Origin of the sequence: Clostridium liquoris, assembly GCF_002995785.1 — a bacterium.
GTDB classification, from domain to species: Bacteria; Bacillota; Clostridia; order Clostridiales; family Clostridiaceae; genus Clostridium_AO; species Clostridium_AO liquoris.
The window spans coordinates 1-24260 of the sequence record NZ_PVXO01000068.1 but is presented as its reverse complement, the minus strand read 5'-3'; the positions used below and the strand labels follow the sequence as shown (position 1 = coordinate 24260).

18 protein-coding genes and 1 rRNA gene are annotated in these 24260 nt (G+C 30.1%); 13 read left to right on the top strand and 6 right to left on the bottom strand.

All coding sequences use genetic code 11. The features are described 5' to 3' along the window. Positions 1–120: 120 nt before the first annotated feature. Positions 121–1152 (top strand): rhomboid family intramembrane serine protease, encoded by a 1032-nt coding sequence (locus tag CLLI_RS12765; protein WP_242975603.1) that lies wholly within the window; start codon positions 121–123, stop codon positions 1150–1152. A 92-nt stretch (positions 1153–1244) separates the two neighbouring features. Here the strand turns inward: CLLI_RS12765 and CLLI_RS12760 are convergent, their stop codons facing one another. Beyond that, entirely contained in the window at positions 1245–2990 is a 1746-nt protein-coding gene (locus tag CLLI_RS12760; protein ID WP_106064590.1) for an ATP-dependent metallopeptidase FtsH/Yme1/Tma family protein, read from the bottom strand. 287 nt (positions 2991–3277) lie between these two features. Here CLLI_RS12760 and CLLI_RS12755 point away from each other — a divergent pair, with 287 nt between their 5' ends. The 7 genes from CLLI_RS12755 to CLLI_RS12730 all read left to right on the top strand — a co-directional run bounded on the left by CLLI_RS12755 (position 3278) and on the right by CLLI_RS12730 (position 11911). Next, the gene (locus CLLI_RS12755; protein ID WP_106064589.1) at positions 3278–4303 is read left to right on the top strand and encodes a YkvA family protein; all 1026 of its coding nucleotides are present in this window, start codon (positions 3278–3280) and stop codon (positions 4301–4303) included. 57 nt (positions 4304–4360) lie between these two features. Then, positions 4361–4819: a ribonuclease HI gene (rnhA, locus tag CLLI_RS12750; protein WP_106064588.1), complete on the top strand. Its 459-nt coding sequence runs from the start codon at positions 4361–4363 to the stop codon at positions 4817–4819. Between the two features lie 138 nt (positions 4820–4957). Continuing rightward, a complete protein-coding gene (locus CLLI_RS14375; RefSeq protein WP_146127102.1) occupies positions 4958–5122 on the top strand; it encodes a YtxH domain-containing protein in 165 nt (54 codons plus the stop codon). A gap of 253 nt (positions 5123–5375) precedes the next feature. Further along, positions 5376–6680 (top strand): helix-turn-helix domain-containing protein, encoded by a 1305-nt coding sequence (locus CLLI_RS12745; protein WP_106064587.1) that lies wholly within the window; start codon positions 5376–5378, stop codon positions 6678–6680. 18 nt (positions 6681–6698) lie between these two features. Further along, positions 6699–7952 carry a helix-turn-helix domain-containing protein gene (locus CLLI_RS12740; protein WP_106064586.1) on the top strand — a complete coding sequence of 418 codons (1254 nt, stop codon included), beginning with the start codon at positions 6699–6701 and terminating at the stop codon, positions 7950–7952. A 354-nt stretch (positions 7953–8306) separates the two neighbouring features. Further along, positions 8307–10913, top strand: coding sequence for an ATP-dependent chaperone ClpB (gene clpB / locus CLLI_RS12735; RefSeq protein ID WP_106064585.1), 2607 nt, complete (start codon positions 8307–8309; stop codon positions 10911–10913). A gap of 152 nt (positions 10914–11065) precedes the next feature. After that, entirely contained in the window at positions 11066–11911 is an 846-nt protein-coding gene (locus CLLI_RS12730; protein WP_106064584.1) for a polysaccharide deacetylase family protein, read from the top strand. Positions 11912–12011: 100 nt separating this feature from the next. On the opposite strand, the gene CLLI_RS12725 is transcribed toward CLLI_RS12730, so the two are convergent. The 4 genes from CLLI_RS12725 to CLLI_RS12710 are packed head-to-tail and all read right to left on the bottom strand — an operon-like array spanning position 12012 to position 17212. Continuing rightward, positions 12012–13871: an LTA synthase family protein gene (locus tag CLLI_RS12725; RefSeq protein ID WP_106064583.1), complete on the bottom strand. Its 1860-nt coding sequence runs from the start codon at positions 13869–13871 to the stop codon at positions 12012–12014. Between the two features lie 39 nt (positions 13872–13910). Next, on the bottom strand, positions 13911–14636 hold the full coding sequence (locus CLLI_RS12720; protein ID WP_106064582.1) for a type 1 glutamine amidotransferase: 726 nt from the start codon (positions 14634–14636) through the stop codon (positions 13911–13913). A gap of 14 nt (positions 14637–14650) precedes the next feature. Further along, positions 14651–16012 (bottom strand): Mur ligase family protein, encoded by a 1362-nt coding sequence (locus CLLI_RS12715; protein ID WP_146127101.1) that lies wholly within the window; start codon positions 16010–16012, stop codon positions 14651–14653. A 51-nt stretch (positions 16013–16063) separates the two neighbouring features. Beyond that, entirely contained in the window at positions 16064–17212 is a 1149-nt protein-coding gene (locus CLLI_RS12710; RefSeq protein WP_106064580.1) for a CapA family protein, read from the bottom strand. 184 nt (positions 17213–17396) lie between these two features. Here CLLI_RS12710 and CLLI_RS12705 point away from each other — a divergent pair, with 184 nt between their 5' ends. The 4 genes from CLLI_RS12705 (at position 17397) to CLLI_RS12690 (ending at position 23054) form a co-directional block, all read left to right on the top strand. Further along, positions 17397–19109, top strand: a complete 1713-nt coding sequence (locus CLLI_RS12705) for a tetratricopeptide repeat protein (RefSeq protein WP_106064579.1) — start codon at positions 17397–17399, stop codon at positions 19107–19109. Positions 19110–19262: 153 nt separating this feature from the next. Further along, the gene (gene pckA, locus CLLI_RS12700) at positions 19263–20831 is read left to right on the top strand and encodes a phosphoenolpyruvate carboxykinase (ATP) (RefSeq protein WP_106064578.1); all 1569 of its coding nucleotides are present in this window, start codon (positions 19263–19265) and stop codon (positions 20829–20831) included. A 154-nt stretch (positions 20832–20985) separates the two neighbouring features. Next, positions 20986–22101 (top strand): transglutaminase domain-containing protein, encoded by a 1116-nt coding sequence (locus CLLI_RS12695; RefSeq protein ID WP_106064577.1) that lies wholly within the window; start codon positions 20986–20988, stop codon positions 22099–22101. 137 nt (positions 22102–22238) lie between these two features. After that, positions 22239–23054: an undecaprenyl-diphosphate phosphatase gene (locus tag CLLI_RS12690; protein WP_106064576.1), complete on the top strand. Its 816-nt coding sequence runs from the start codon at positions 22239–22241 to the stop codon at positions 23052–23054. Positions 23055–23161: 107 nt separating this feature from the next. Here CLLI_RS12690 and CLLI_RS12685 read toward each other — a convergent pair whose 3' ends face one another. Next, complete coding sequence (locus CLLI_RS12685; RefSeq protein ID WP_106064575.1) at positions 23162–23554, bottom strand: hypothetical protein; 393 nt, start codon at positions 23552–23554, stop codon at positions 23162–23164. Positions 23555–24152: 598 nt separating this feature from the next. Here CLLI_RS12685 and CLLI_RS12680 point away from each other — a divergent pair. After that, positions 24153–24260, top strand: a 16S ribosomal RNA gene (locus tag CLLI_RS12680); the annotation flags it as partial.

Here is a 24260-nt window from a genome sequence, read left to right as displayed (position 1 = left end):
ATTGTGTTTGAAATTAAAAAGTTAAAGAAATATTATGGGATCGCTCTTATGTGGCTAAGCCCTTTTTTAATAAAATAGTGAACTGTACTCTGGTTTTATTAATTTAAAGGAGAAAGATATATGGATACCAAGGAGAATATTATAAAGTTTATTATAGAAAATGCTACAAGAGGTTTAGGGTATACTTTGTTAGAACTTAATAATAGTTATAATGGCATAGTTAGTCCTTGGGTAATGATTAGACAAGAGGGGGATGGAAGGTGCAGAGGTGTAATCTTTTGTAATGAAGAATACGAAAATAAAAATGATTATTATATTAAACTTGCTATAAATAATTATAATAATGCACCTAATTTAATTCTTACCAAAATTGTTTTTACAGACAATAAAGAAAAGACAAATATGATTATTGAAAACATAATTCATGAACCGTCCCCAAATAATTTACATATGGGAGAATACATATTTTTAGATGCAGATTTTAATAAAATACTTTATTATACCAGTACCAGTGGAAGCGAAGAATTGGTAAATATAATATCGTATTTTATAAATGAGGTCGCTGGCAAAAAGGAAAGCACTGTTAGGAAAAAAGATATACCTAGTTTAACATATGTAATAATAGGTATTAATGTGTTTATGTATTTAATTACAGCAGTATTATCAGGAAATATAATGGAAAGTAACATAAATGTGCTTATATTTTTAGGAGCTAAAGTAAACCAATTAATAGCTAAGGGAGAATATTATAGACTTATAACTTGTGCTTTTTTACATGGAGGCATTGTACACTTAGGACTTAATATGTATTCCCTCTATGCTTTGGGACCATTAATAGAAAAGGTTTATGGAAAATGGAAGTATGGTTTGATATACTTTATCTCATGTATAACTTCTTCATTATTAAGTTATTTTTTATCAGATAGTATATCTATAGGTGCTTCTGGGGCTATATTTGGTCTTTTAGGAGCATGTTTAGTAATTGCTTTAAAGTTAAAAGATCAGGTAGGGAAAAGTTTTGTTAGTAACATCATATCGGTAATATTTGTTAACCTTTTAATAGGTTTTTCTGTAGCTAATGTGGATAACTTTGGTCATCTTGGTGGATTAATTGGCGGAACAATTATAGGAGCTTTAATATGGGAAAAATAAAAAAATAAGGGGACGGTTCATTAAAAATGGCATCATTTTTAATGAACCGTCCCTTTAAACTCGCTTAAACTTGCCTAAAAATTAAGTCAAATTTAATGAACCGTCCCATTAAATTTCTGCAAATCTTCATAGTGAAGAGTTTCTTTTTCAAGTAATTCTTCTGCTATGGCATTGAGAGTAGTCTCTTCTTTTTTTAGAAGTTCTTTTGTTTCTTCGTATAGGTTGTCAGCTAATTTTTTACATTCTCTTATAATTGCATTTTTGTTTATATTAATATTCATTAATTCCTGCATATTTAAAAGACCTAGTGTTTCTCCCATGCCATATTGAGTTATCATATGGTATGCGATATTTGTGCATTGTTTTAAGTCATTATGGGCACCTGTAGTAACGTAATCTGCACCGAATATTAATTCTTCAGCAGCTCTTCCACCAAGAAGTACCATTATTCTTCTCTTTAAATAGTCTTTGTTTTGATATAGGCTATCTTCTGGTATGCTTAAGGTGTATCCGCCAGCACCTTTAGTGCTTGGAATAATAGTTACCTTAGATACTTTTTCATTAGGAAGAACCTTTAAGGACACCAAAGCATGTCCAACTTCGTGAAAAGCGGTTATTTTTCTATCTGTTTCTTTTATATAGTCTCTATTTTGCTTTTCATAACCAGCAATAACAATAGAGAAGGCCTTGTCCATATGATAGTTCTCTATAAACTCACTTTCTTCTTTGCAGGCAATTATAGCTGCTTCATTTACTAAATTCTCTAATTTAGCACCAGAGAAGTAAGCAGTTTTTTGAGCCCATTCTCTTACACTTATATCTTTGATAGGTTTATTTTTTAGATGAAGAGCAAGAATTTTTTCTCTTGCAGTTAAGTCTGGTAAGGAAATTTCTATATGTCTATCAAATCTTCCAGGCCTTAAAAGAGCATCGTCTAGCATATCCAATCTATTTGTAGCAGCCATAATTATAATACCATCCTTTTCATTAAAGCCTGACATTTCGGTAAGTAAGGCATTTAAGGTTTGATCTCTTTCATCAGAACCACCAGTTTTGGTATTATCTCTCTTTTTACCTATAGCATCTATTTCATCTATAAATATAACTGCTTTTCCATGTCCTTTTGCTTTTTTAAATAGTTGTCTTATTCTGCTAGCACCAACCCCTACATAAACCTGAACGAAGTCAGAGCCTGACATGGCATAGAAAGGAACATTAGCTTCCCCTGCTACAGCCTTAGCCAAAAGAGTTTTTCCTGTTCCAGGTTCTCCATAAAGTATTATTCCTTTAGGCATTCTTGCACCGTAGGAACTATATTTTTCTGGATTCTTTAGAAAGTCAACTATATCCATTACACTTTCTTTTGCCTCCTCATTGCCAGCTACATCATTAAATGTAAAAGGAGCATTTTCAATGGCTGAAGCATCTAAGGAGTCTACGGATAACATGCCCTTAGAAGTTATGTTTGAGGATCTAATAAGAGCAATAATTAAAGAAATAATTGATACCATAAAGGAAGCCATAAGTATCATATATGGAACATCTGAAGGTGCATTTTCTGAAACCTCTACACCCTGTTGTAAAAGAGTTTCTTTAAAGTTGTCTATTCTTGGATTATCTGTTTCATATATTTTTCCGTCGGTTAACTTAATCTTTATTTTAGGAGTATCTGTAAAATAAACTGTAGATACTTTTTTCTTAGACAGATCATTTAAAAATTCTACATAGCCCTTATCTTTTGTTGCTTTAAAACTATAATTTACGCCGAGTAATAGAACCAAAGAAATTATCGCAGTGATAATAGGAATAATAATTTGCTTCTTCTTTATCTTATTCATTAATTAACCCCCATAAATATAATTTTTAGACATTGAAAAATGAAAATTATAGACAATATTTCTATAGTTCTTACACTTTTCTAAATAATTACCTAATAATAATTATTTTGCACCATAATATTATAATAGTTCTGCATTTTAGTCCAATGAAAATCATAAAATTTGCTATAGTAATTTATGAGAAAACAGGTGATGGGTGTTAATTATATGAATAGTAGTCAAAAATCTTATTGCAGAAATTATTATTTATTGTATACTTTAAATATATGTAGAATGGAGGGAGCGTTATGAAAATATCCGCAGTTAAAGCTGTTTTAACACAGGAAGATATATTAGGCATAATGAAACAATATATAAATGTAGAAGGATTGTCCTTTGAGAGTTTAGTTATTGATGATTTTATAATTTTAGAAGGATCATATAAAAAAGGAATTAATATACCTTTTAAAGTAAAATTAGGTTTGGGAAATATAAAGGATAATATATTAAATATAAAAGTATTTAATGTTAGTGTCGCTAAGATAGGTATTTTAAAGGGAATTAAAAATTTTGCTTTAAAGAAATTCTTAAAAGAATTTGAGGAATACGGTATAAAGATAGATAAGGAAAATATATCTTTAGATCTTAATGGGGTTTCAAGATTTGTACCATTATTTTATTTTAAGTTAAATAAAATAACTTTAAACAAAGGATCTATAGAGGCAGAGATAGAAAATATAGTATATGCACAGGATAAAGAAACTGTGGATATAAATGAAAAGGAGAAACACAAAGAATATAAAGTACCGGAAGATTGCTATACTAAATTTAGGGGAAATGTAGAAGAGAATGTACCAGATAGATATAAGAAACTTGTTGAATATACAATGATTATACCTGATATTGTTGCTTTATTATGGAGAATATTTAAAGATAAGAGAGTAAGTGTTGCTGCTAAAGGAAAGGCCATAGGGGTAATAGGATACCTGGCTGTGCCTTTTGATATAATACCAGATTTTATACCTTTTATAGGCAAAATTGATGATGTGGCAGTAGCGTTTTATGGCTTAAATTCAATAATTGATGATATACCTGAAGAAATAATATTAGAAAATTGGCAGGGAGATAAAAATATTATACTCATTATAGAAGAGGGAATAAAATATATCTCAGGTATGGTAGGCAGTGAAAATGTAGCTAAGCTCATTTCTACAATAAAAGATTTATCTAAAGGAGAAAAGAAAGGGGCTAGTGAAGATAATACATCAAATACCAGTGAAGATAAAAATGATACAAGCAGTGAGGAGAACAAAAACACTGAAAAGGCCGTATAAATAATTGAAAAAGGGATAAGGTTAGTAGAGAAGATAGTAAAGGAGGGTTCATGGCTGATGAAAAAGGTGATTGTATACACCGATGGGGCTTGTAGAGGGAATGGAAAAGAGAATACTGTTGGTGGTTATGGAATAGTGTTTATATATAATGATGCAAAAAAGGAAATAAAAAAAGCCGTTACAAATACTACTAATAATATAATGGAATTAACAGCAGTAATAGAAGCGCTATCTATTCTTAAAGAGCCCTGTGAAGTAGAGCTTTATAGTGACTCCGCCTATGTAGTAAATGCTATAAATAATAAATGGATAAATTCTTGGTTAAAAAATGGTTGGAAAACTTCTTCTAAGGAACCAGTTAAAAATAAAGAGCTTTGGGAAAAGCTGTTGGATATACTAAAGTGCCATAAAGTAAAATTTATAAAAGTTAGAGGACATTCTGATAATGAATATAATAATAGATGTGATAAGCTTGCCAACGAAGCTATGGATGAGCTTTTACAAAATAGAGCATAGCTTCATTTAGGTAAAATATTAAAGCTATGGAGAATACAGTATAGTGTTTAGGCAATTGCCATGGGAAAAATTCCTTGATTAAAAAATGTTAAATTGCATAATCTATTCATAAGAATAAATTATGAGAGGTGAATTTTTATGCGAACAAGGTTTTTATCAGGTATGATTATAGGAGCAGCAGCTACTATGCTATTGGTTCCCGAAATGGATAGAAGCACTCAAAGAAGAATAAAAAGAGTAAATAAACAAATGAGAAATATGGCAGGAGATACTTATGAAAACATGGTAAGGTGGATGAAATAAGGTAAAATACTAAATTTAATTCAAAGAAAAAATATAAAAAGGTAGCAAAGGACAGGTTTGGGTAATCTGTCCTTTTTTGCCATATATTTTAATTTATGCGTAATGTTTATATTAATTTTGAAAATTATAATATACTTAGTAAAAAATATGTTATAATATATTAAGAATTTATAGAATAATTAAATGTAATTAAATTTGATATATATATATTCAGTTTACTGTTTGCAATTAAGAAGTAAAGGAAGAGTGGACTATGGAAATATTGTCTCTAGGGGAAAAGATAAAAAGAAGAAGAAAAGAGTTAAATATGACTTTAAAGGATTTAGCCGGAGAAAGAATTACTCCTGGACAGATAAGCCTTGTTGAATCTGGAAAATCAAATCCAAGTATGGATCTTTTAGAGTATCTAGCAGGGGCATTAAATACATCTGTAGAGTATTTGATGGAATCCGAAGAAAGTCAGGCAGAAAAAATATGTACATATTTTGAAACCATAGCTGAGTCATATATACTGAATAAGGACTTATCTTTGGGAGAACAATATATAGAACAGGCATTATATTATGCTGAAAAATACAATTTAGAATATAGGAAGGCCAGAAATTTATATTTAAGAGGAACAATCTATATGATTAAAGGGGAAATGCCCTTAGCTCAACAATTTTTCTTATCTGCTAATGTAATATTTATCAAGGATAATAAATATGAAGAAACAATAAATACATTTGTTAATCTTGGGAAAATAACTTTAGAGCTTAAGGCTTATCATTCTTCTTCTAGCTATTTTCAACAGGCAGAGAAGGTATATAATGATAATAATATTGGAAATGACTTTTTAATAGGAGAAATATATTATTACATGGCTTATACTAATTTTAAATTGGAGAATTTAGATAAATCCATAGACTATTCCTTCCTTGCAAAAGAGAAATTTAAACAAATTAATAATAAAAAGGAATATGCTAATACTCTTCTTATGATTGCTGATCAGTATAGCAAAAAAGGCGATATAGATAATGCTATAAAGTATTCTAAAAAGACACTAGGTTTGTTTAAGGAAATGGATGATCAGGTATACATAGCTCAAATTGAAAATAATCTAGGTAGGCTTTTCTATGAATTTGAAAATATAGAGGAGTCCTTCATTCACTTAAATAAAGCTAAGGAATTAAGAAAGAATATAAAGGATTCAAAGTTAATAGAAACTCTAGTAAATATATGTGAAAATTATATTAAGCTTAAGAAGGTAGATAAAGCAAAGGATGTTCTTCAAGAAATTATGGATAATATCGAAGATGGAGATCATGATGCATTAGTGCAGTATTATCTTTTAAAATATAGGGTTCATATGCTTGAAGGAAATTTAAAAGAGGCTGAAAGCACTTTATTATTAGCATTAAACTTTGTAAGAAACATGGATTATTTAAAGGAATCTGCAGAAATATCCATTATGATAGGTAAGTTTTATATAGATAATGGCAGAGAAAATGAAGCAGCCCAGTATTTAAATAATGGGGTTGAGTTGTTTAAAAAATTAGGCATATTAAAAGAGTCTTAAATGGATAGGTGAAGGATTATGGAAATACTTTCTACTGGGGAGAAAATAAGAAGGGCTAGAATATACAAAGGATATACATTGAAATATATATGTGAGGACAAAATATCCGTTTCTAAAATGAGTTGTATAGAAAATGGTAAGGTGATACCAGAAGATTGGATATTAAAGTTTATAGCAAATAAGCTAGATTTAGATATAGAATATTTGAGAAATGATGTAAGAAGCCAGATTAGGAATAATATAGAGACTCTAAATAAAAGTGATAAAAAGTTAAACTATGAAGAGGATCTAGAATATAATTTATCTTTTTCAGAGGAATATCACTATTATGAAGAGGCCTTCAAAATAATGCATATGATATTTAGCTACAATATAAATAAGGGAAGATTTGAAAAACTGCAAATATTGATTCCTAAATATTATGATATTTGTTTAAAATCTAAATCCTCAGAAAATCAGTTAACATATTATATGGATATAGGATCATATCTATATGATTCTAACGAATATGGTCAGGCTGCAGGATATTATAATACTATAATAACTGAATCGGAAAAGACAGGGAAAAGTGAAGTCCTTGCAAAGGCTGTATTTAATGAATGTGCTTGTTATATTATGATGAATGATTACAAAAAGGCTTATGAAATAGCGAAATACCTTATAGAATTAGTGGATTGTTTTCAAGATAATATAAAGAAGGCAGAATCTTATCATATGATGGCAATATTATCTTTAAGAATGAAAAAGAATGACTTCGAGGATTATGAACAAAAATCTTATAAACTATATGGCGAAAATAAGATCTATAAAGCAAATGCTATATATAATTATGCAGAGGCTATGTTTACCTTAGGCCTTAAAGAACGTGGCGCTGAATATATAATTAAAGCTTTAGAATGCCATCCAAAGGAAAAGGAAGAAAGCCTAGTAAGTTTTATGATTATGTGCATTGACGAATTAATAAAAAATAATATCATAGATGAAGCAGAAAAAATAAGCGACGAAGCTATAAATTATTCCATAGATATAGATAACATAAAATATATAGAAAAAGCATATCATTGTAAAGCTTTAATACTTGGAAAGAAAAATGAACTGCAATCAGAAGAAATGTATATGAATTTATCTCTAGATGCTTTGATGAAATTTGGAAACAAAAAGCAAATATATGAAAGATATTTAGAGATGGGTAATATGTATCATAAAATGAATAACGTTGCAGAATCAATAAAATATTTTAATTCAGCTATTAATTTAGCAAAGAAAATTTAATTTATCATCCTATGCATAAAATGTATAGGATTTTTTTATATATTTTTTAAATGAAATCATTAATACAGCAGACAATATAATGCGCAAAGGAAAACAGCATAAAAAAGAGAATTTAAAAGCATTAACATAATTTATCAATGATTTTCTCTTTAATATATAATTTTACTTCGATAAGTAGAGTCTTATAGACTTTGACTTTCTTTGACCTTTGCATTAATATTTAATATATCAGAAATATATAGGGACGGTTCATTAATTTTAGCAAAAAAGTTATGAATAAAAAGCCAATTATTAATGAACCGTCCCCGGAATTTACCGAAGTTTACTGGATTTAGAAAATTGGAGGTGTTATTAATGGATGTAGAAAAATTAACTTCGAAGGTTCAGCAGTGTATAAATGATGCTCAATTGGTGGCAGTAAGATATAATCATCAGCAAATAGATGTAATTCATCTTTTCTCAGCTTTAATTTCTCAGGATGATGGATTAGTCCCAAATATATTTGGGAAAATGGGAGTTGACATAAGATCATTAAATGAGGAGACAAATAAAGAACTAGATAAAATGCCTAAGGTATTGGGAGAAGGTGCTCAGAGCGGAGGGGTTTATGCTACCAGAAGATTTGAGGAAGTATTTATAAAGGCAGAGAAAATAGCTAAGGATTTTAAAGATTCTTATATAAGTGTAGAACATGTTATGTTGGCTATAATGGATGTAGATAAAAATGGAGTGGTTGGAAATATACTTAAGAAATTTAATATTACAAAAGAGGCATTTTTAAATGTATTAGCTGGAGTTAGAGGAAACCAAAGGGTGGATACTCAAGATCCTGAGGGGACTTATGAGGCTTTAGTTAAGTACGGAAGAAATCTAGTGGAAGATGCAAAAAAGCATAAACTTGATCCTGTCATAGGAAGAGATGAAGAAATAAGAAGAGTGGTAAGGATTCTTTCAAGAAGAACTAAAAATAATCCAGTGCTCATAGGAGAACCTGGTGTAGGTAAAACTGCTATTGTGGAAGGTTTAGCAGAGAGAATAGTAAGAGGAGATGTGCCTGAAGGATTAAAAAATAAAATAATTTTTTCTTTAGATATGGGAGCTTTAATTGCAGGTGCTAAATATAGAGGAGAATTTGAGGAAAGACTTAAAGCGGTTTTAAAAGAAGTTCAAAATAGCGATGGAAGAATAATTCTATTTATAGATGAAATCCACACCATAGTAGGAGCTGGAAAAACAGAAGGAGCTATGGATGCAGGGAATATTATAAAACCAATGTTAGCTAGAGGAGAATTGCACTGCATTGGGGCCACAACCTTTGATGAATACAGACAGTATATAGAAAAGGATAAAGCACTAGAAAGAAGATTCCAGCCTGTAATAGTAGAGGAGCCTACTGTAGAAGATAGTATATCTATACTTAGAGGTCTTAAAGAAAGATTTGAAATATATCATGGAATAAAAATACATGACTCAGCTATAGTAGCTGCAGTAAAGTTGTCTCAAAGGTATATAACAGATAGATATTTGCCTGATAAGGCCATAGATCTTATTGATGAGGCAGGAGCTATGATAAGATCAGAAATGGATAGTCTTCCTACAGAAATGGATATAATAAAGAGAAAGGTATTTCAGCTGGAAATTGAAAAAGAAGCTCTATCTAAAGAAAAAGATACTCAATCTCAGGAAAGGTTAGAGGCCTTAGAAAAGGAATTAAGCAATCTAAAAGAAAAAGATAAAGAAATGACAGCTAAATATGGAAAGGAAAAGGAACAAATAGTAGGAGTAAGGAATTTAAAGGAAAAATTAGATGAAGTAAGGGGACAATTAGAAAAGTCAGAAAGAGAATATGATTTAAATAAGGTAGCAGAATTAAAGTATGGTGTTATTCCAAATATAGAAAGTGAAATAAAAGAAAAAGAAGCTTTAATAAATGATAATCATGAAGGCAATATGCTAAAAGAAGAAGTCACAGAAAATGAAATATCAGAAATTGTATCAAAATGGACTGGAATACCTATAACAAGGCTTGTGGAAGGAGAAAAAGAAAAGCTATTAAGACTTGATGATGAACTATCTGAGAGGGTAATAGGACAAGAGGAGGCAGTGAAAGCTGTATCTAATGCTGTTATTAGGGCAAGGGCAGGGATGAAAGATCCTAAAAGGCCAATTGGTTCATTCATATTCCTAGGCCCAACTGGAGTAGGTAAAACAGAATTAGCAAAGACTTTAGCAAGAACCCTTTTTGATAGTGAAGAAAATATTATAAGAATTGATATGTCAGAGTATATGGAAAAGTATTCTGTATCAAGACTTATAGGAGCTCCTCCAGGATATGTAGGCTACGAAGAAGGAGGTCAATTAACAGAAGCAGTTAGAAGAAAGCCATATTCAGTAATACTCTTTGATGAAATAGAAAAGGCTCATGAGGATGTATTTAATGTATTCCTTCAAATTTTAGATGATGGAAGACTTACAGATAACAAAGGTAAAACAATAGACTTTAAAAACTGTATAATCATAATGACGTCTAATATAGGAAGCAGTTATCTTCTAGAGAATAGCAGCACCACTGGGATAGATGAAAATATTAGAAATAGGGTAATGAACGATCTGAAAAGTAGATTTAAACCTGAATTTTTAAATAGATTAGATGATATTATAATGTTTAAACCTCTTACCAATAAAGAAATAACAAAGATAATAGATATATTCTTAAAAGATATAAACAATAGATTAAAAGATAGAAATATTTCCTTAGTAGTAACAGAAGAAGCCAAAGAGCTTATGGCAAAAGAAGGTTATGATCCTGTATATGGTGCAAGACCTTTAAAGAGATACATTGAAAATACCTTAGAAACAGATATAGCTAAGAAGATAATAAAAGGAGATATTTATGAAGGATGCACTGTAGGTGTAGATGTTAAAGGAGACAATATAACTATAGAAAGAATAAATAAGTAGAATAAATAAGTAGGGACGGTTCATGAATAATTGGAAAAATAGTGGCTAAAGTTCATGAAATTACCTACAGATACTAAGAATTAATGAAGAGATAAAGGTTAATCTATATAGTGTAAGGATTATATTTTAAATTATAAAAGAAGGTGCTTTTTATGAAAAAGTTGTCTTTACACAAAATAGTAATTAAAGTTCTTTATCTCTTTTTTTGTATTTTTATTTTTTCTACTCCTTTTATGAATATTAATGCAATGAGTGAAAATACATTTAGTGAAGGCAATGAATTAAATGAAAATTACTTAAAAAATGTGTCCGTAGATGATATGGCTGTTAATGGGATTAATAGATCTAAGGTAGCATTCTTAACCTTTGATGATGGTCCCTCACCAAATAACACTAGAAAAATACTAAATATACTTAAAGAAAATAATGTAAAAGCAACTTTCTTTGTAGTAGGTGCTAACGCTGAGGCTAACCCTGAAATATTAAAGGAAATGAAGAATAGCGGTATGTGTATTTTACCTCATTGTTATTCTCATAGTTATACAAGTATTTACAATACTGCAGATAGTTATTTTAATGATTTAAATAAATGTATAGATGTTATAAAAAGAATAACAGGAAATACACCACCTCCATATACTAGGATGCCAGGTGGTTCAGATAACTCAGTTCCTAAGCCTGAAAATTTAAGAACCATAAGGAATAAATTGAATGCTAAAGGAATAGATTATGTAGATTGGAATGTTAGTTCTGGAGATGCAGAAGCAGAGACTGTACCAACTAGCAGCATAAAAGGCAACATATTTAATCAATGCAGAGACAAGAATTTTGCAGTGGTACTTATGCATGATGGTTATTACAAGGTAACTACAGTAGAAGCACTGCCTTATACTATAAAATATTTAAAAGACAATGGTTTTCAGTTTAGAACCTTTTCAGATGTAAGTGCTTGGGAGAGGGGAACTATGCTTAGAATAGGCGTAATGAATAGAAGATAGAGTATTGTTGCTTTATGAGAATTTTTTTAGCAAGTAAAAAGGACTGTCTAAAGTATAGCCATGCTTCAGGACAATCCTTTTCCATGTTCCTATTATATGCCTAGTTAGTTTTAAAATAATTACTTCTAAGCATCTTATCAGATATATTAAGACCATTAATAGCTGTTCTTTTTTCTTTTTCATTTTTGGATTTTCCTATATATACTCCATTACTTAAAACAACAAAGCTTTTATCTGTCTTAAGAAGATTTCTACCCATGGCAGTATTTATATATTTATTTTCATCTACTCCCATAAGATAAGATATGGTTGGCATAATATCTATATGGCCGCCTATAGTATTTATTTCTTTACCCTTTATGTCTTTTGAGTAAACAATAAGAGGAACACGTAAATTATTTTCATACCACCAATTTTCTCTAGGAGTAATATTATCTAATTTATCTTTATAATATTTATGAATACCACAATGATCTCCATATATGACTAGTACGGAATTATTAAGCACACCTTTTTTGTCTAATTTGTCCATAAAACTGCCTAACTGCTTGTCCGTATAATGCATACTTTGGAAGTAATCTCCTACTACAGTTTTATCTATATTATCTGTAAGCTTCATTTCCCTATATTGCTTTGGAATATCAAAGGGCATATGGCTAGTTAATGTTACAAAGAAAGAATAAAAGGGCTGAGGCTGATTGATTATTTTATCTCCAAGCTGTCTTAAATAACTTCCATCACTTAAGCCCAGACCTATGGTTTCATCTACGTTAAAACCGGTAACATCTGTACATTTATCGAAGCCCATAGAAGTTAAAGCTGGCATCCAATTCCAATATCCTCCTCCATCTGGATGAAAAGCAGAGGTGTAGTACCCAAGCCCCTTCATGAGATTAGGGAGAGAATTATACTGGTTGTCCGGAAAACGGAAGAAGGTAGAACCATTTTTTACAGGATAGGTAGAAGTATTAGTCATTAAATCTGAATCAGAACTATTACCACCAGCTACCTGCTCATATATTTGTGAGAAGTATAAACTATTTTTTAATAATTTATTTAGGTTAGGAGTTATTTCCTGACCTTGGATTTTCTGCCCAATCAAGAAGTTTTCAAGAGATTCTACTTGGATAATTATTAAATTCTTTCCTTTAAGGGATGCTTTATACTCATTATCTGGTAGAATTTCTTTTTTATCCTCATACCATTTTTTTATTTCTCCTACATCATTTTTAGTAAGCTGAAGCCTTTTTGAATTTTTAAAATATAAATAGTTGTCATAAATGTGGTATCCTAAAGGAGACATATTAGAAACATTATATAGAGGTGACCAATAAACAAAGAAATATCGTTTATTAGCTCCAGCTTCTATAACATCATATCTATAATGATAATAAAAGGCTGTCCCGCTACCTAGTAAAAGGAGAACAAAAAAAAGTATTATTCTTCTTTTAACACTGCTATAAATTTTTCTATTTATGAAAAATATAAAAGCTAAAATTATTAAATCTAAGAAGAATACAATATCCGAAGCTTTCATCATAGATAAAATTGTACCACCTAGGTTTTCTAAGTTTGCCTTTTGAGATAAATTGTAAGGCGACATAAGTCCTTGAAAGCCTCTATAGTATATTATGTCAAAGAACATAAACAAAGATATAATTAAATCAATACACCAAAAGGCAATATACTGAGCTCTTCCTTTGAAAATGTATCCAAGGGATACAAAAGCTACTATTATACTTGTGTAAAGAATAAAACTCATTAAATACATGGGAATCTTAGCAATTGCAATATAGTTACCTGAAGAAGAGGCAATATATCCTACAAAAGCTAAGGACTTTAAATAGAGAGAAAGCACAATTAATATAAATAGCCAGTGATTCTTACACAAGCTAATAATCATTTTTTTAAAGTAATTTAATGATGGATAATTGTTAACATTTCTTTTAATTAATTGCATTGAAAAAATCCCTTTCTAATCCTCTTATTTAAAAAGTTTTTAGTTGTTATTTCTGTTTATAATAAATTTTTTAGCCTTTAGTTCTAAAGAATCGTCAAGTGGAGCTAGAATTATTTCTTTTCCATATTTCTTCTCCAAGGCAGTTTTTATAAGCCTATCTGCTAATTCAGGATTTTTTGATAGCAGGGAACCATGAAAATATGTTCCGTAGGTGTTTTTATAGACACAACCTTCATAGCCGTCTTTACCATTATTGCCATAGCCTTGTATGATTTTCCCTAAGGGTTTTAAATTCCCAATATAGGTTCTGCCGGAATGATTTTCAAAACCTACATAGGTTTCATCAAACTCTTCATTTTTGATTACAGTATTTCCTATAAATCTTGTATTTCCTGCTTCAGTGTATAAATCCAATATACCTAATCCTTCCAGCTTTTCACCTTCTGGTGTAGTGTAATATTTTCCTAGAAGTTGATATCCTCCGCATATAGCAAGAAAAACTTTGCCATCTTCAATATATTCCTTTATAGCTTCTTTTTTATTTCCAATTAAATCATTTGAAACTATGGATTGTTCATAATCTTGACCGCCGCCGAAAAACACAATGTCATAGTTTTCACCTTTAAAATCCTCATTCAAAGAAAGGTTTATTATATTTACATGTATATCTCTTTTTTCACATCTATATTTTAATATTAATACATTGCCCATATCACCATATACATTTAATAAATCTGGATATAAGTGACATATATTAAGCTCCATTGTTTTCACCGCCTTTACCATAGTTTTTCAATATAATTTTTAGAATGTAGGTATTTTCTGAAATCAATCATAGCAGTATAGGTAGCAAGAACATATATCACACCACTTTTACAGCTTTTAATTTCTTCTAAAAGAGTATCGTAATTTTCGCATAAAGAAAAATTCTCATAGGATAGACCTGCTACTTTAAGTCTAACTGCCATATCATAAAGTCTAATACCTGCTACCATTATTTTATCTATATCCATTAAAGCTAGTTTTTCAAATTTAACGTCCCATAACCAGGATACATCTCTTCCATCTGCATAGTTGTCATTTAATAACACAGCAATATTTATATTTCTTTTATCTAAAGTTATAGTATTTATAGCTTGGTCATAGCCTGCTGGATTTTTCACTAAAATTATTTTAACTTGTTTACCATCTATATTTAATTCTTCTTGCCTACCAAAACTACTTTTTTGACGTTTTAGTGAGTCGATTATGGTAGATTTATTAATTTTAAGTTCCCTTCCTATGGCATAGGCACATAGTGCATTGTATATGTTATATATTCCTGGCTGATTTATATAACATTTCTGAGAATCAATTATAACGTGAGATCCCTCAGGAGTAAGCTCATTTATTTCATCTAAAGTATAATTAAGTTTAGGCCTTTTATATCCACAGTTTTCACAGTAAAAATCTCCCAAATGATTATAGGTTAAGAAATTATATTTGTAAGGGCTTTTGCATTTTTTGCAGAATTTTGAATCTGCATTTACGTCAATTTTATTATTCTCATCTACAGGGCAATTAAATCCATAATATACTGTTCTATTTGGCAATGGTAAATCTCCAAGCAAGGATTCGTCTCCATTTAAGACTAAAGCTGCAAAAGGTACCTTTTCTATACCTTCAAGTATTTTCTTTAAAGTAGTATATACCTCTCCATATCTATCTAACTGGTCCCTAAATAAATTTGTCACAGTTATTATTTCTGGTGAGATAAATTTAGTTACCAATGGTACATTTGCTTCATCGGTTTCAATTACAGCATATTTTTCTCCATTATTAACTTCATTAAATTTATAGTGTTCAATGAAGCAGGATACTATGCCTGGAAGCATATTAGCACCTGTATTATTTGTAATGACCTTTTTCCCACTATCCTTTAACATATTATATATCATGCTAGTGGTGGTAGTTTTTCCATTAGTTCCAGTTACCATTATTACTTTATAGTCTTTGGCTATAGTTTTTAATATATCTTTATCTAATTTTAATGCCACTTTTCCTGGGAAATTTGTGCCACCTTTAAATAAAGCTTTTGAAAGTTTCAATACTAATTTTGAACTGATTATACTGATATAAGATTTTACACTAATTTTAAACACATCCTTCGTATAGAATAATGTCATTACATTTAATAATTATAATACAAAAGATTAATTTTTTACATCTATATTATAAAATTCATCGGTTATTTTAAAACCTGCTTTGCTAGATAGCCCATTTAGTTTTTTTAGAACACGTTCTTTTTCTTCTCCTTGTAATGGAGTTGGACAATAATCATTAATATAATTTACAGAGGAAATACTGCACGGAATAACTTTTACACCATAGGATTCAGCTTTTCCGTTTTTAAGTTTATATTTAGCTTGAAATATAAAAGTATCCTTGTCCTTTGGATTAAAGTTCCCGCCAAAGCAGAAATTACCCAAACTATAACATATTATCTTTCCATTATATTGTTCTATTCCCTGTATTACATGAGGATGATGTCCTATAATTAAATCAGCTCCTTTATCTATGGCAAAGTGAGCTAGGTTTACCTGAGTTTCTGTGGGATAATAACTGTTTTCTGATCCCCAGTGCAGATTTATTATAACAATGCAGCCTTCATCTTTTAACTTTTTTATGTCCTTTTCTAGTTTTTGCCTAAATTCTGCATAGTCATTATATCCAGTGTAGCCTAGGAAAGCAAATTTTACGCCATTAACCTCCTTAATCCATGTATGACCTTCTCCAAAATAATTTATATTATTAGTTTTAAGAGCTTCTAAGGTATCATCAAATCCCTTTTGCTTATAATCATATATATGGTTATTCGATATATCTACTCCCTCTATGTGTCCTAAAGGTAAGGCTTGAGCATAGGAAGGATCTGCTTTAAAGTTAAATTGTTTTTCTGCTCTATCCTTTGAATTTGTAAAGACAGTTTCTAAGTTTACAATAGATATATCATCGTTTTTAAATATTGAAGCTACATTTTTGTAAAAATAGGAAAAGTCATTATTATTTTTGCTTAAAACATCAGGAAGACTATTTGCAAAGGCAAATTTAGTATCATGGCCAATGGTAGAATCCCCTCCAAAGCTTATAAGTACCTCAGAGTAACCATCTTTTTTTGCAGCTTTCTTAGTGTTTTTATTCTCAAGCTTATCTTTTGATGTGGTAATTTCTTTATCTTTAGTAGAAGTTTCTGCATTGTTTATAGAATAGTATATTACATACCAGATTGTAGCTGCCATAATAAGTAAACCCAATAGTATAAATAAGAGCGCATTGCTGTTAAATTTCAATTTTCTACTCATAATCAACCCCCCTAAAAATTAACAGTTATAATTATTAATTTTATACCCTTAACTTTAAATTATACTTAATAATAGGGTATTTTCAAATATATTTTAATAGAAAAAAACTTGTAGCTTTTTTTTACCATATCTGATAAAATCATAGAATATTGTATTAATTTTAAAAAATGATTAGGAGGGTAACATGAATAATGCAGAAACTTCTAATAATATAACTAGTGTGCAGAAAAAAAACAATTATAAGAATTTTGTAAGTAAAAATAAAAATATTATTATGGGTATTTTGGCAGCTTTAGCTGTAGCAGGAGGATTAATAGGTTATAAGATTACTTCAAAAAATAAATACAGTATAGCTTCTAATAAGGCAGAACAGTATTTTTATGCTGCAGATTTTGATAAAGCAATAGAAGAATATAATATACTTTATAATAAGGATAAATCTCCATTATGGAAGGCAAAGATTGCTCAAGTTTATTCTGTAAAGAGAGATATTGAAAATTCTAGAAAGTATATTAATGAATGCAAAGGGCTAGATAAAAAAACTCCAGAAGTATTAAATTATATAATTTTTACAGAATATATGAATAAGGATTTTAAGGGAGCTTTAAAGGATGGAGAAGAGGCCTTAAAAAATAATTCTAAGGAAAAGAGCTTAATAAAAACCATGTTTTCAGTATACATGGCTAACAATAAATATGAAGAAGCTAATAAACTTTTAAGTTCCTACCCTGTGGATGAAAAATTATCTTATGATATGGCTGAGTATGGAAGAATGTTAATGGTTATAGGAGAAAAGGACAAGGGCTTTCAAAGTCTTAGAAAGGCTTGGGATATAGATAAGGATGAGTACAAAATATATGACGTATTAGTGCAGATTGCTATGTATGATAAGGACAAGCTTCTTAAATATATTCATGAGCTTTCATCCAAAAATCCTCAAGACATAGCCTATAAAATGTGGGAGGCTAAAATATATTCTATGTCATCAGATACTTCAGATGAGGCCTCTAAAATTATGGAATCAATAAAGGATAAGGATATAGGCAAAATAGAAGGGCATGTAATACAGGCCTCTATTTATGAAAATAATAAACAAATGGATAAAGCTGAAGAAGTTATAAATAAGCTTCTTAGTGAAAATGGTAATGACTATAGAGTATTGCATACTGCAGCATGGTTTTATCTTAATAAGAAAGATTTAGACAAAGCCCAGGAGTATTGCACAAAATCCCTATATAAAAATCAAGAGTACCCTGATAACTATGGATTCTTAATGCCTGAAATACTTAGACAAAAGGGAAAGAGCATAGAAGCAGAACCTTATTTTAGAACAGCCATGTTAAAAGAACCTTACAACTATAATACTATGTTGAATATTGCTAATTATTATAATGCAACTACTGATAATATGAATAAAGCATTGGAATACTTTAAATTTGCGGAAATAGTAAAACCCAATGATGTGGAAATTAAATATAATATAGCTTTAGTATACATTTCTAATAAAAAAGATGATGAAGCTATAAAGGTTTTAAAACAATGTATAAAATTAAGAAATGATGTGCCTAAATACCATAGAACTTTAGGAACAATATATTTCCTTCAAGGTAACACAAATGATGCTATAGAGGAAATAAGATTTGCTTATAATGCAGATAAAAATGACCCTTTGACGTTAAATAATGCAGGATGCTATTATATAATGGTTCCAGCGGATTTACAAAGAGGGGTTTATAATCTAGGGGTGGCTTATAAGGCTATGGATAATACTATGGATGATTACACTAGAAAGACCATAAAAGAAAACTATGAAAAATCTAAAAAACTTTATGATAGCTATAGCAAATCTGAGGGAAATGAAAAATTAAAAATTCCTGAGTTAATATTATTTTATTAGAAACATTACAACGGCAAAGAATAAATAAAAAATGAATAGTGCAGCGCTATTCATTTTTATTTTATGGTAGAATTTTAACTTTATTTTTTAACAGAAATGTTATAGAATAGAAATAAACCGAAAATTTTGAAAATTATCTGGGGGGATATCGATATGTGCGTAAATTTAGGGTACTTAGGCATAAAGGATTATAGGAATGTGTATAGAAACCTTCCTGTATCTACTCTAGTAGAAAAGGCATTGGAAAAAAGAGAAGGAGTACTTTGTGAAAACGGAGCTATTGTAGTTAATACAGGGAAATACACAGGAAGATCACCGGAGGATAGGTTTATAGTAAGGCAAAAGAATACGGAAAGCAAGATAAACTGGGGGAAGGTAAATAAGCCTATAGAGGAACAGGTTTTTGATTCACTTTATAAACAGGTATTGGAATATTTAAAGGATAAGGATTTATATATATTTGATGGTTTTGTAGGAGCAATGAGAGAGCATACATTGCAAATTAGAGTAGTGTGTGAATATGCTTATGAATGTTTATTCGCACATCAATTATTTATAAGACCTAATAAAGAAGAGTTAGATAATTTCAATGCTGAGTTCACAGTTATTGCGGCTCCAGGGTTTAAAGCCAGAGGAAAGGAAGATGGAGTAAATTCTGAAGCTTTTGTAATAATTAATTTTGATAAAAAAGTAATATTAATAGGTGGAACTCAATATGCTGGAGAAATAAAAAAATCAGTATTTACTGTAATGAACTTCTTGCTTCCTGAAAAAGGAGTATTTCCAATGCATGCTTCTGCTAATATAGGAAAGAGTGGAGATACAGCTATCTTCTTTGGATTGTCTGGCACAGGAAAAACTACTTTATCGGCGGATCCTAATAGAAATCTTATTGGAGATGATGAGCATGGCTGGTGTGAAAAAGGTGTATTTAATTTTGAAGGAGGATGCTATGCTAAAACCATAAAACTTTCTAGGGAGAGAGAAAAAGAAATTTATGATGCTATAAGATTTGGTACAGTGCTTGAAAATGTAATATTGGATGAAAATAAAAAGACAGATTATGATGATGAGAGTATAACAGAAAATACCAGGGCAGCTTATCCTATAAATTATATAGATAATGCAGAATTAAGCGGAGTAGGTGAAATACCACATACAGTAATATTTTTAACAGCAGATGCCTTTGGAGTAATGCCTCCAATATCAAAGCTTACAAAGGAACAAGCCATGTATCATTTTATGTCTGGATACACAAGCAAGGTGGCAGGTACAGAAAGAGGTATAACAGAGCCTAAAGCAACATTCTCCGCTTGTTTTGGAGAACCTTTTATGCCAATGAACCCTGCAGTATATGCAGAACTTTTAGGTGAAAGAATTGAAAAGCATGGCACTAATGTATTTTTAGTAAATACAGGATGGCTATTTGGTGGCTATGGTAAAGGTGATAGAATAAAATTATCCTATACAAGGGCTATGATAAGTGCAGCCCTAGAGGGAAAATTGGAGAATGTAGAGTTTGAAGAGCATCCAATATTTAAAGTACTTATGCCAAAGGAGTGTGAAGGGGTTCCAAAAGAACTTTTAAATCCTGAAAATACTTGGGAAGATAAAGAAGCTTATAGGGAAAAAGCAATAGAGCTTGCTAATAACTTCACAGAAAACTTCAAGAAATTTAAAAATGTGCCAGAGAAAATTGTGCAGGCAGGGCCAAATGTTTAGCAATTTACAACTAAAAGTTGGCAATTAATGAATAATTGGAAAGCTTTGCGCTTTTTTCGTAAGGCTTTTCACTATTTTATCTTTCATAGTATTTATTTTTAGCATATGATTTCGATATAATTAGCATAAGGTTAGTTGATAAGGGGGAATAATTATGCCCAAAAGGAGTTTAATAAGAAAAACTAGTTTATTTATTATATTAGTAACATTATGCACAATTTTTGCTGGATGTAAGGAAGAAGATGTGAAAAAGGGGGTGGTGGTAACTAAGTGGGATAATTATTATGAAGAACAAAATATACAATTTTATTATGAAAGCGATAAAAACCCTAAATTACAACAGCTAAAGAATAATTATAAGCTAGGTGATGTAGTTAAGGATAGCAAAGATGATTTTGAAAAGGCTGTAAAGCTTATGAATTGGGTAAATAGTAAAATGAAATATAGTAAGAGTAGTATAAGTACTAAGGAAGATGCTTTAGGTATATTAAAGGAAGCGGAAAATGACAATACTCTTTCAGATAAGGATTTTTCCATTGTATATAGCCAGTGTGCTGCATCTTTGGGAATATATGCTAGAAGGGGAGAATTTAGAATAAAAAATAGTCAAAAGGATGGAAAGGACTCCTATTATAAAGTTTGTGAAATATGGAGTGATAAATATAATAAATGGATCATGTTAGATATAGTGAATAACTGCTATATGGAGGCAGGGGGGAAACCTTTAAGTGCAGTGGAGATTTTAGATACAGGGCTTGAAAATGTAAATACAAAGGGAGTAAAGAATGTAAAAAAATATATTAAAAAGATAAAACCTTACTGTTATTCCTATACTATAGAAATAGATAATAATATATATGGAACACCTAAAAGTAATTCATTTATTACATATAGCAGGGATAAGGATTTACCTGAAATAAGAATAGAGGGAAATCAAATAAGACCAACCATTTTTGTTAAAAATAATAGTTTATTTAATAAATGTCCTAGAATAGAGTATAAAAATGATAATAGTGATAAAAAAGTTACTCTTATTTTTTCTAAGAAGAAATCCGATGAAAATGAAAATACTAAGGACATAGCGTTAAATGGTGCGGTTTTTAAAGATAGTGGTATGCTGCAAGGATATTATGTAAGTATTGACGGTAAGCCTTGGATAGAGGTTAATAGATATTTCACATTCACTTTAAACAATGGAAGTAACAATATTAGACTCTCTGAAGATAAGAAAAGTGTTGTAAGAGAAGTAACTATAGAATATAGAAAATAAATTCCTGTTTCTATAAGGACAAAAAAATAGTATAATGGGAAAGTAGTTTGTCATATAAATAGAAAAGTAAGGTTACATTATAACCTTTTAAATGTAAGGAAGACAGCTAAAAAAATTTAGAGAGTGAGAGTGATTCCATGTTACTTATACTTCAATCTATTATAATAGCTATAGTAGAAGGACTAACGGAATTTGTGCCAGTATCATCTACAGGACATATGATACTTGTAGGAAATTTAATTGGATTTACAGGAGAGTTTGCTAATCTTTTTGAAGTAGTTATTCAATTAGGCGCTATACTAGCAGTAGTGGTATTATATTGGGACAAGTTAGTAAAAAGCGTAAAAGATATTTTTGTACCGGACAGAATAGGTCTAAAGTTTTGGATAAATATTGCTGTAGCAGCTTTTCCAGCAGCTATTTTGGGATTTTTGTTTAATGATTTTATAGATGCAAAATTATTTAATCCTGTTACCGTAGCAGCAGCACTTTTAGTAGGCGGTATTTTAATGATAATAATTGAAAATAAATATAGAAGAGGAAATAAAACTAAATCTGTAGATAACATAAAGTTGAGACAATCATTAATTGTAGGTGTATTTCAATGTTTATCTTTATGGCCAGGTATGTCCAGGTCTGCATCCACTATAATGGGAGGATGGATAGCAGGGCTTTCCACAGTGGCAGCGGCTGAGTTCTCCTTCTTTTTAGCCATACCAATGATGGTAGGTGCTTCAGGATTTAAGTTAATTAAAAGTCAACTTATTATGAGTAATATTCAAATAATTTCATTGATAATAGGCTTTGTAGTAGCGTTTATTGTATCTTTAGTTGTTATTGAGGGATTTATAAAATTCCTTCAAAAAAAGCCTATGAGAATATTTGCTATATACAGAATAATTATAGGAACTATACTTCTTATTATGGCATTTTCCAATGTAATTAAATTATAGGTTAAGGGAAAATTAAAAGCCTTGCATTTTGCAAGGCTTTTGCTATTTTTTTAACTTTGTAAAAAATAGCTTCAATAATTTTTCACTTTTAACTTTTCACTGGAATATTATGCTAGACTAAAGAGTTCTTCACGAGCTTCATTTCTCATGTCTAATATGTCCAATACTTTTAGCTTAATATTGTTTACTTCAAAGGTTTTTCCCTTTACTCCTTTACAGAAAGCATCAATAATTTCCTCATAAGGAGAGGAAAAAGTTAATCTTACTGTAGGCAAAGGGGAAAAATTTTCATAGGGATTATCACAATAGTTTGAATATAATTCAGAAAAATAGAAGGGACGTTTTGAGATATCATAGTCCTTTGTATAGTTACTTATAATAGAGGAAAGTCTGCAGTCCCCAGCTTTTATACAGTTGCATATAAAGGAATCTAAGTAAGCACTATAATTATTAGGTAAGCCATCTAAGGATCCTTTTTCAAAAATAACTATTTTCATCATAGAATACCCCACCTTTTCTAATTTTTAATAAGAATTATATTTCTAAAAGCTATAAATGTTTTAATATAATTATACCCTCTTTCTAAATATATGTAAATTAATTTAGCAAGTATTTATTGAAAAATCTGAAAATAATGTATAAGTTATTATTAAGAAAACTTACTCTAGTGTGTCATTATGCGTAACATAAAGGAATATAAATTATATAGTAGTATATAAGAGATAATCTTAAATAATGATAAATAGATAGAATGTACAAGCTATTCTATGTGATACAATAACAAATGTCGTCAGATGATATGGCGGCAAACACAAAACATAATAACACGAAAAAATGTTGACAAAACATTTTAGATATGTTAGTATATAAAAGCTGTGTGATGCAGCAGTTGGTCTTTGAAAATTAAACAGAGAAGAGAAACCAGTCAATTCTTAACAGGTAACTGTTAAAATAGCGATGAGCTAAAAAATTGACAGAAACAAGCAGTACAAGGAATGTGGTGCAGTGAGGAGCGGAGTTTACTTCAGTAAATGAGCACCGGAGCAAGCCAACATGACGAAGTAATGCGAAGCTTATGGCAATTTTTGATTAAACTTTTAAATTGAGAGTTTGATCCTGGCTCAGGACGAACGCTGGCGGCGTGCCTAACACATGCAAGTCGAGCGATGAAGTTCCTTCGGGAATGGATTAGCGGCGGACGGGTGA

Bases quoted from the DNA above. Each gene is read 5' to 3' on its own strand.
- CLLI_RS12765 (WP_242975603.1), top strand. From the start codon at position 121: ATGGATACCAAGGAGAATATTATAAAGTTTATTATAGAAAATGCTACA.
- CLLI_RS12760 (WP_106064590.1), bottom strand. From the start codon at position 2,990: ATGAATAAGATAAAGAAGAAGCAAATTATTATTCCTATTATCACTGCG.
- CLLI_RS12755 (WP_106064589.1), top strand. From the start codon at position 3,278: ATGAAAATATCCGCAGTTAAAGCTGTTTTAACACAGGAAGATATATTA.
- rnhA (WP_106064588.1), top strand. From the start codon at position 4,361: ATGAAAAAGGTGATTGTATACACCGATGGGGCTTGTAGAGGGAATGGA.
- CLLI_RS14375 (WP_146127102.1), top strand. From the start codon at position 4,958: ATGCGAACAAGGTTTTTATCAGGTATGATTATAGGAGCAGCAGCTACT.
- CLLI_RS12745 (WP_106064587.1), top strand. From the start codon at position 5,376: ATGGAAATATTGTCTCTAGGGGAAAAGATAAAAAGAAGAAGAAAAGAG.
- CLLI_RS12740 (WP_106064586.1), top strand. From the start codon at position 6,699: ATGGAAATACTTTCTACTGGGGAGAAAATAAGAAGGGCTAGAATATAC.
- clpB (WP_106064585.1), top strand. From the start codon at position 8,307: ATGGATGTAGAAAAATTAACTTCGAAGGTTCAGCAGTGTATAAATGAT.
- CLLI_RS12730 (WP_106064584.1), top strand. From the start codon at position 11,066: ATGAAAAAGTTGTCTTTACACAAAATAGTAATTAAAGTTCTTTATCTC.
- CLLI_RS12725 (WP_106064583.1), bottom strand. From the start codon at position 13,871: ATGCAATTAATTAAAAGAAATGTTAACAATTATCCATCATTAAATTAC.
- CLLI_RS12720 (WP_106064582.1), bottom strand. From the start codon at position 14,636: ATGGAGCTTAATATATGTCACTTATATCCAGATTTATTAAATGTATAT.
- CLLI_RS12710 (WP_106064580.1), bottom strand. From the start codon at position 17,212: ATGAGTAGAAAATTGAAATTTAACAGCAATGCGCTCTTATTTATACTA.
- CLLI_RS12705 (WP_106064579.1), top strand. From the start codon at position 17,397: ATGAATAATGCAGAAACTTCTAATAATATAACTAGTGTGCAGAAAAAA.
- pckA (WP_106064578.1), top strand. From the start codon at position 19,263: ATGTGCGTAAATTTAGGGTACTTAGGCATAAAGGATTATAGGAATGTG.
- CLLI_RS12695 (WP_106064577.1), top strand. From the start codon at position 20,986: ATGCCCAAAAGGAGTTTAATAAGAAAAACTAGTTTATTTATTATATTA.
- CLLI_RS12690 (WP_106064576.1), top strand. From the start codon at position 22,239: ATGTTACTTATACTTCAATCTATTATAATAGCTATAGTAGAAGGACTA.
- CLLI_RS12685 (WP_106064575.1), bottom strand. From the start codon at position 23,554: ATGATGAAAATAGTTATTTTTGAAAAAGGATCCTTAGATGGCTTACCT.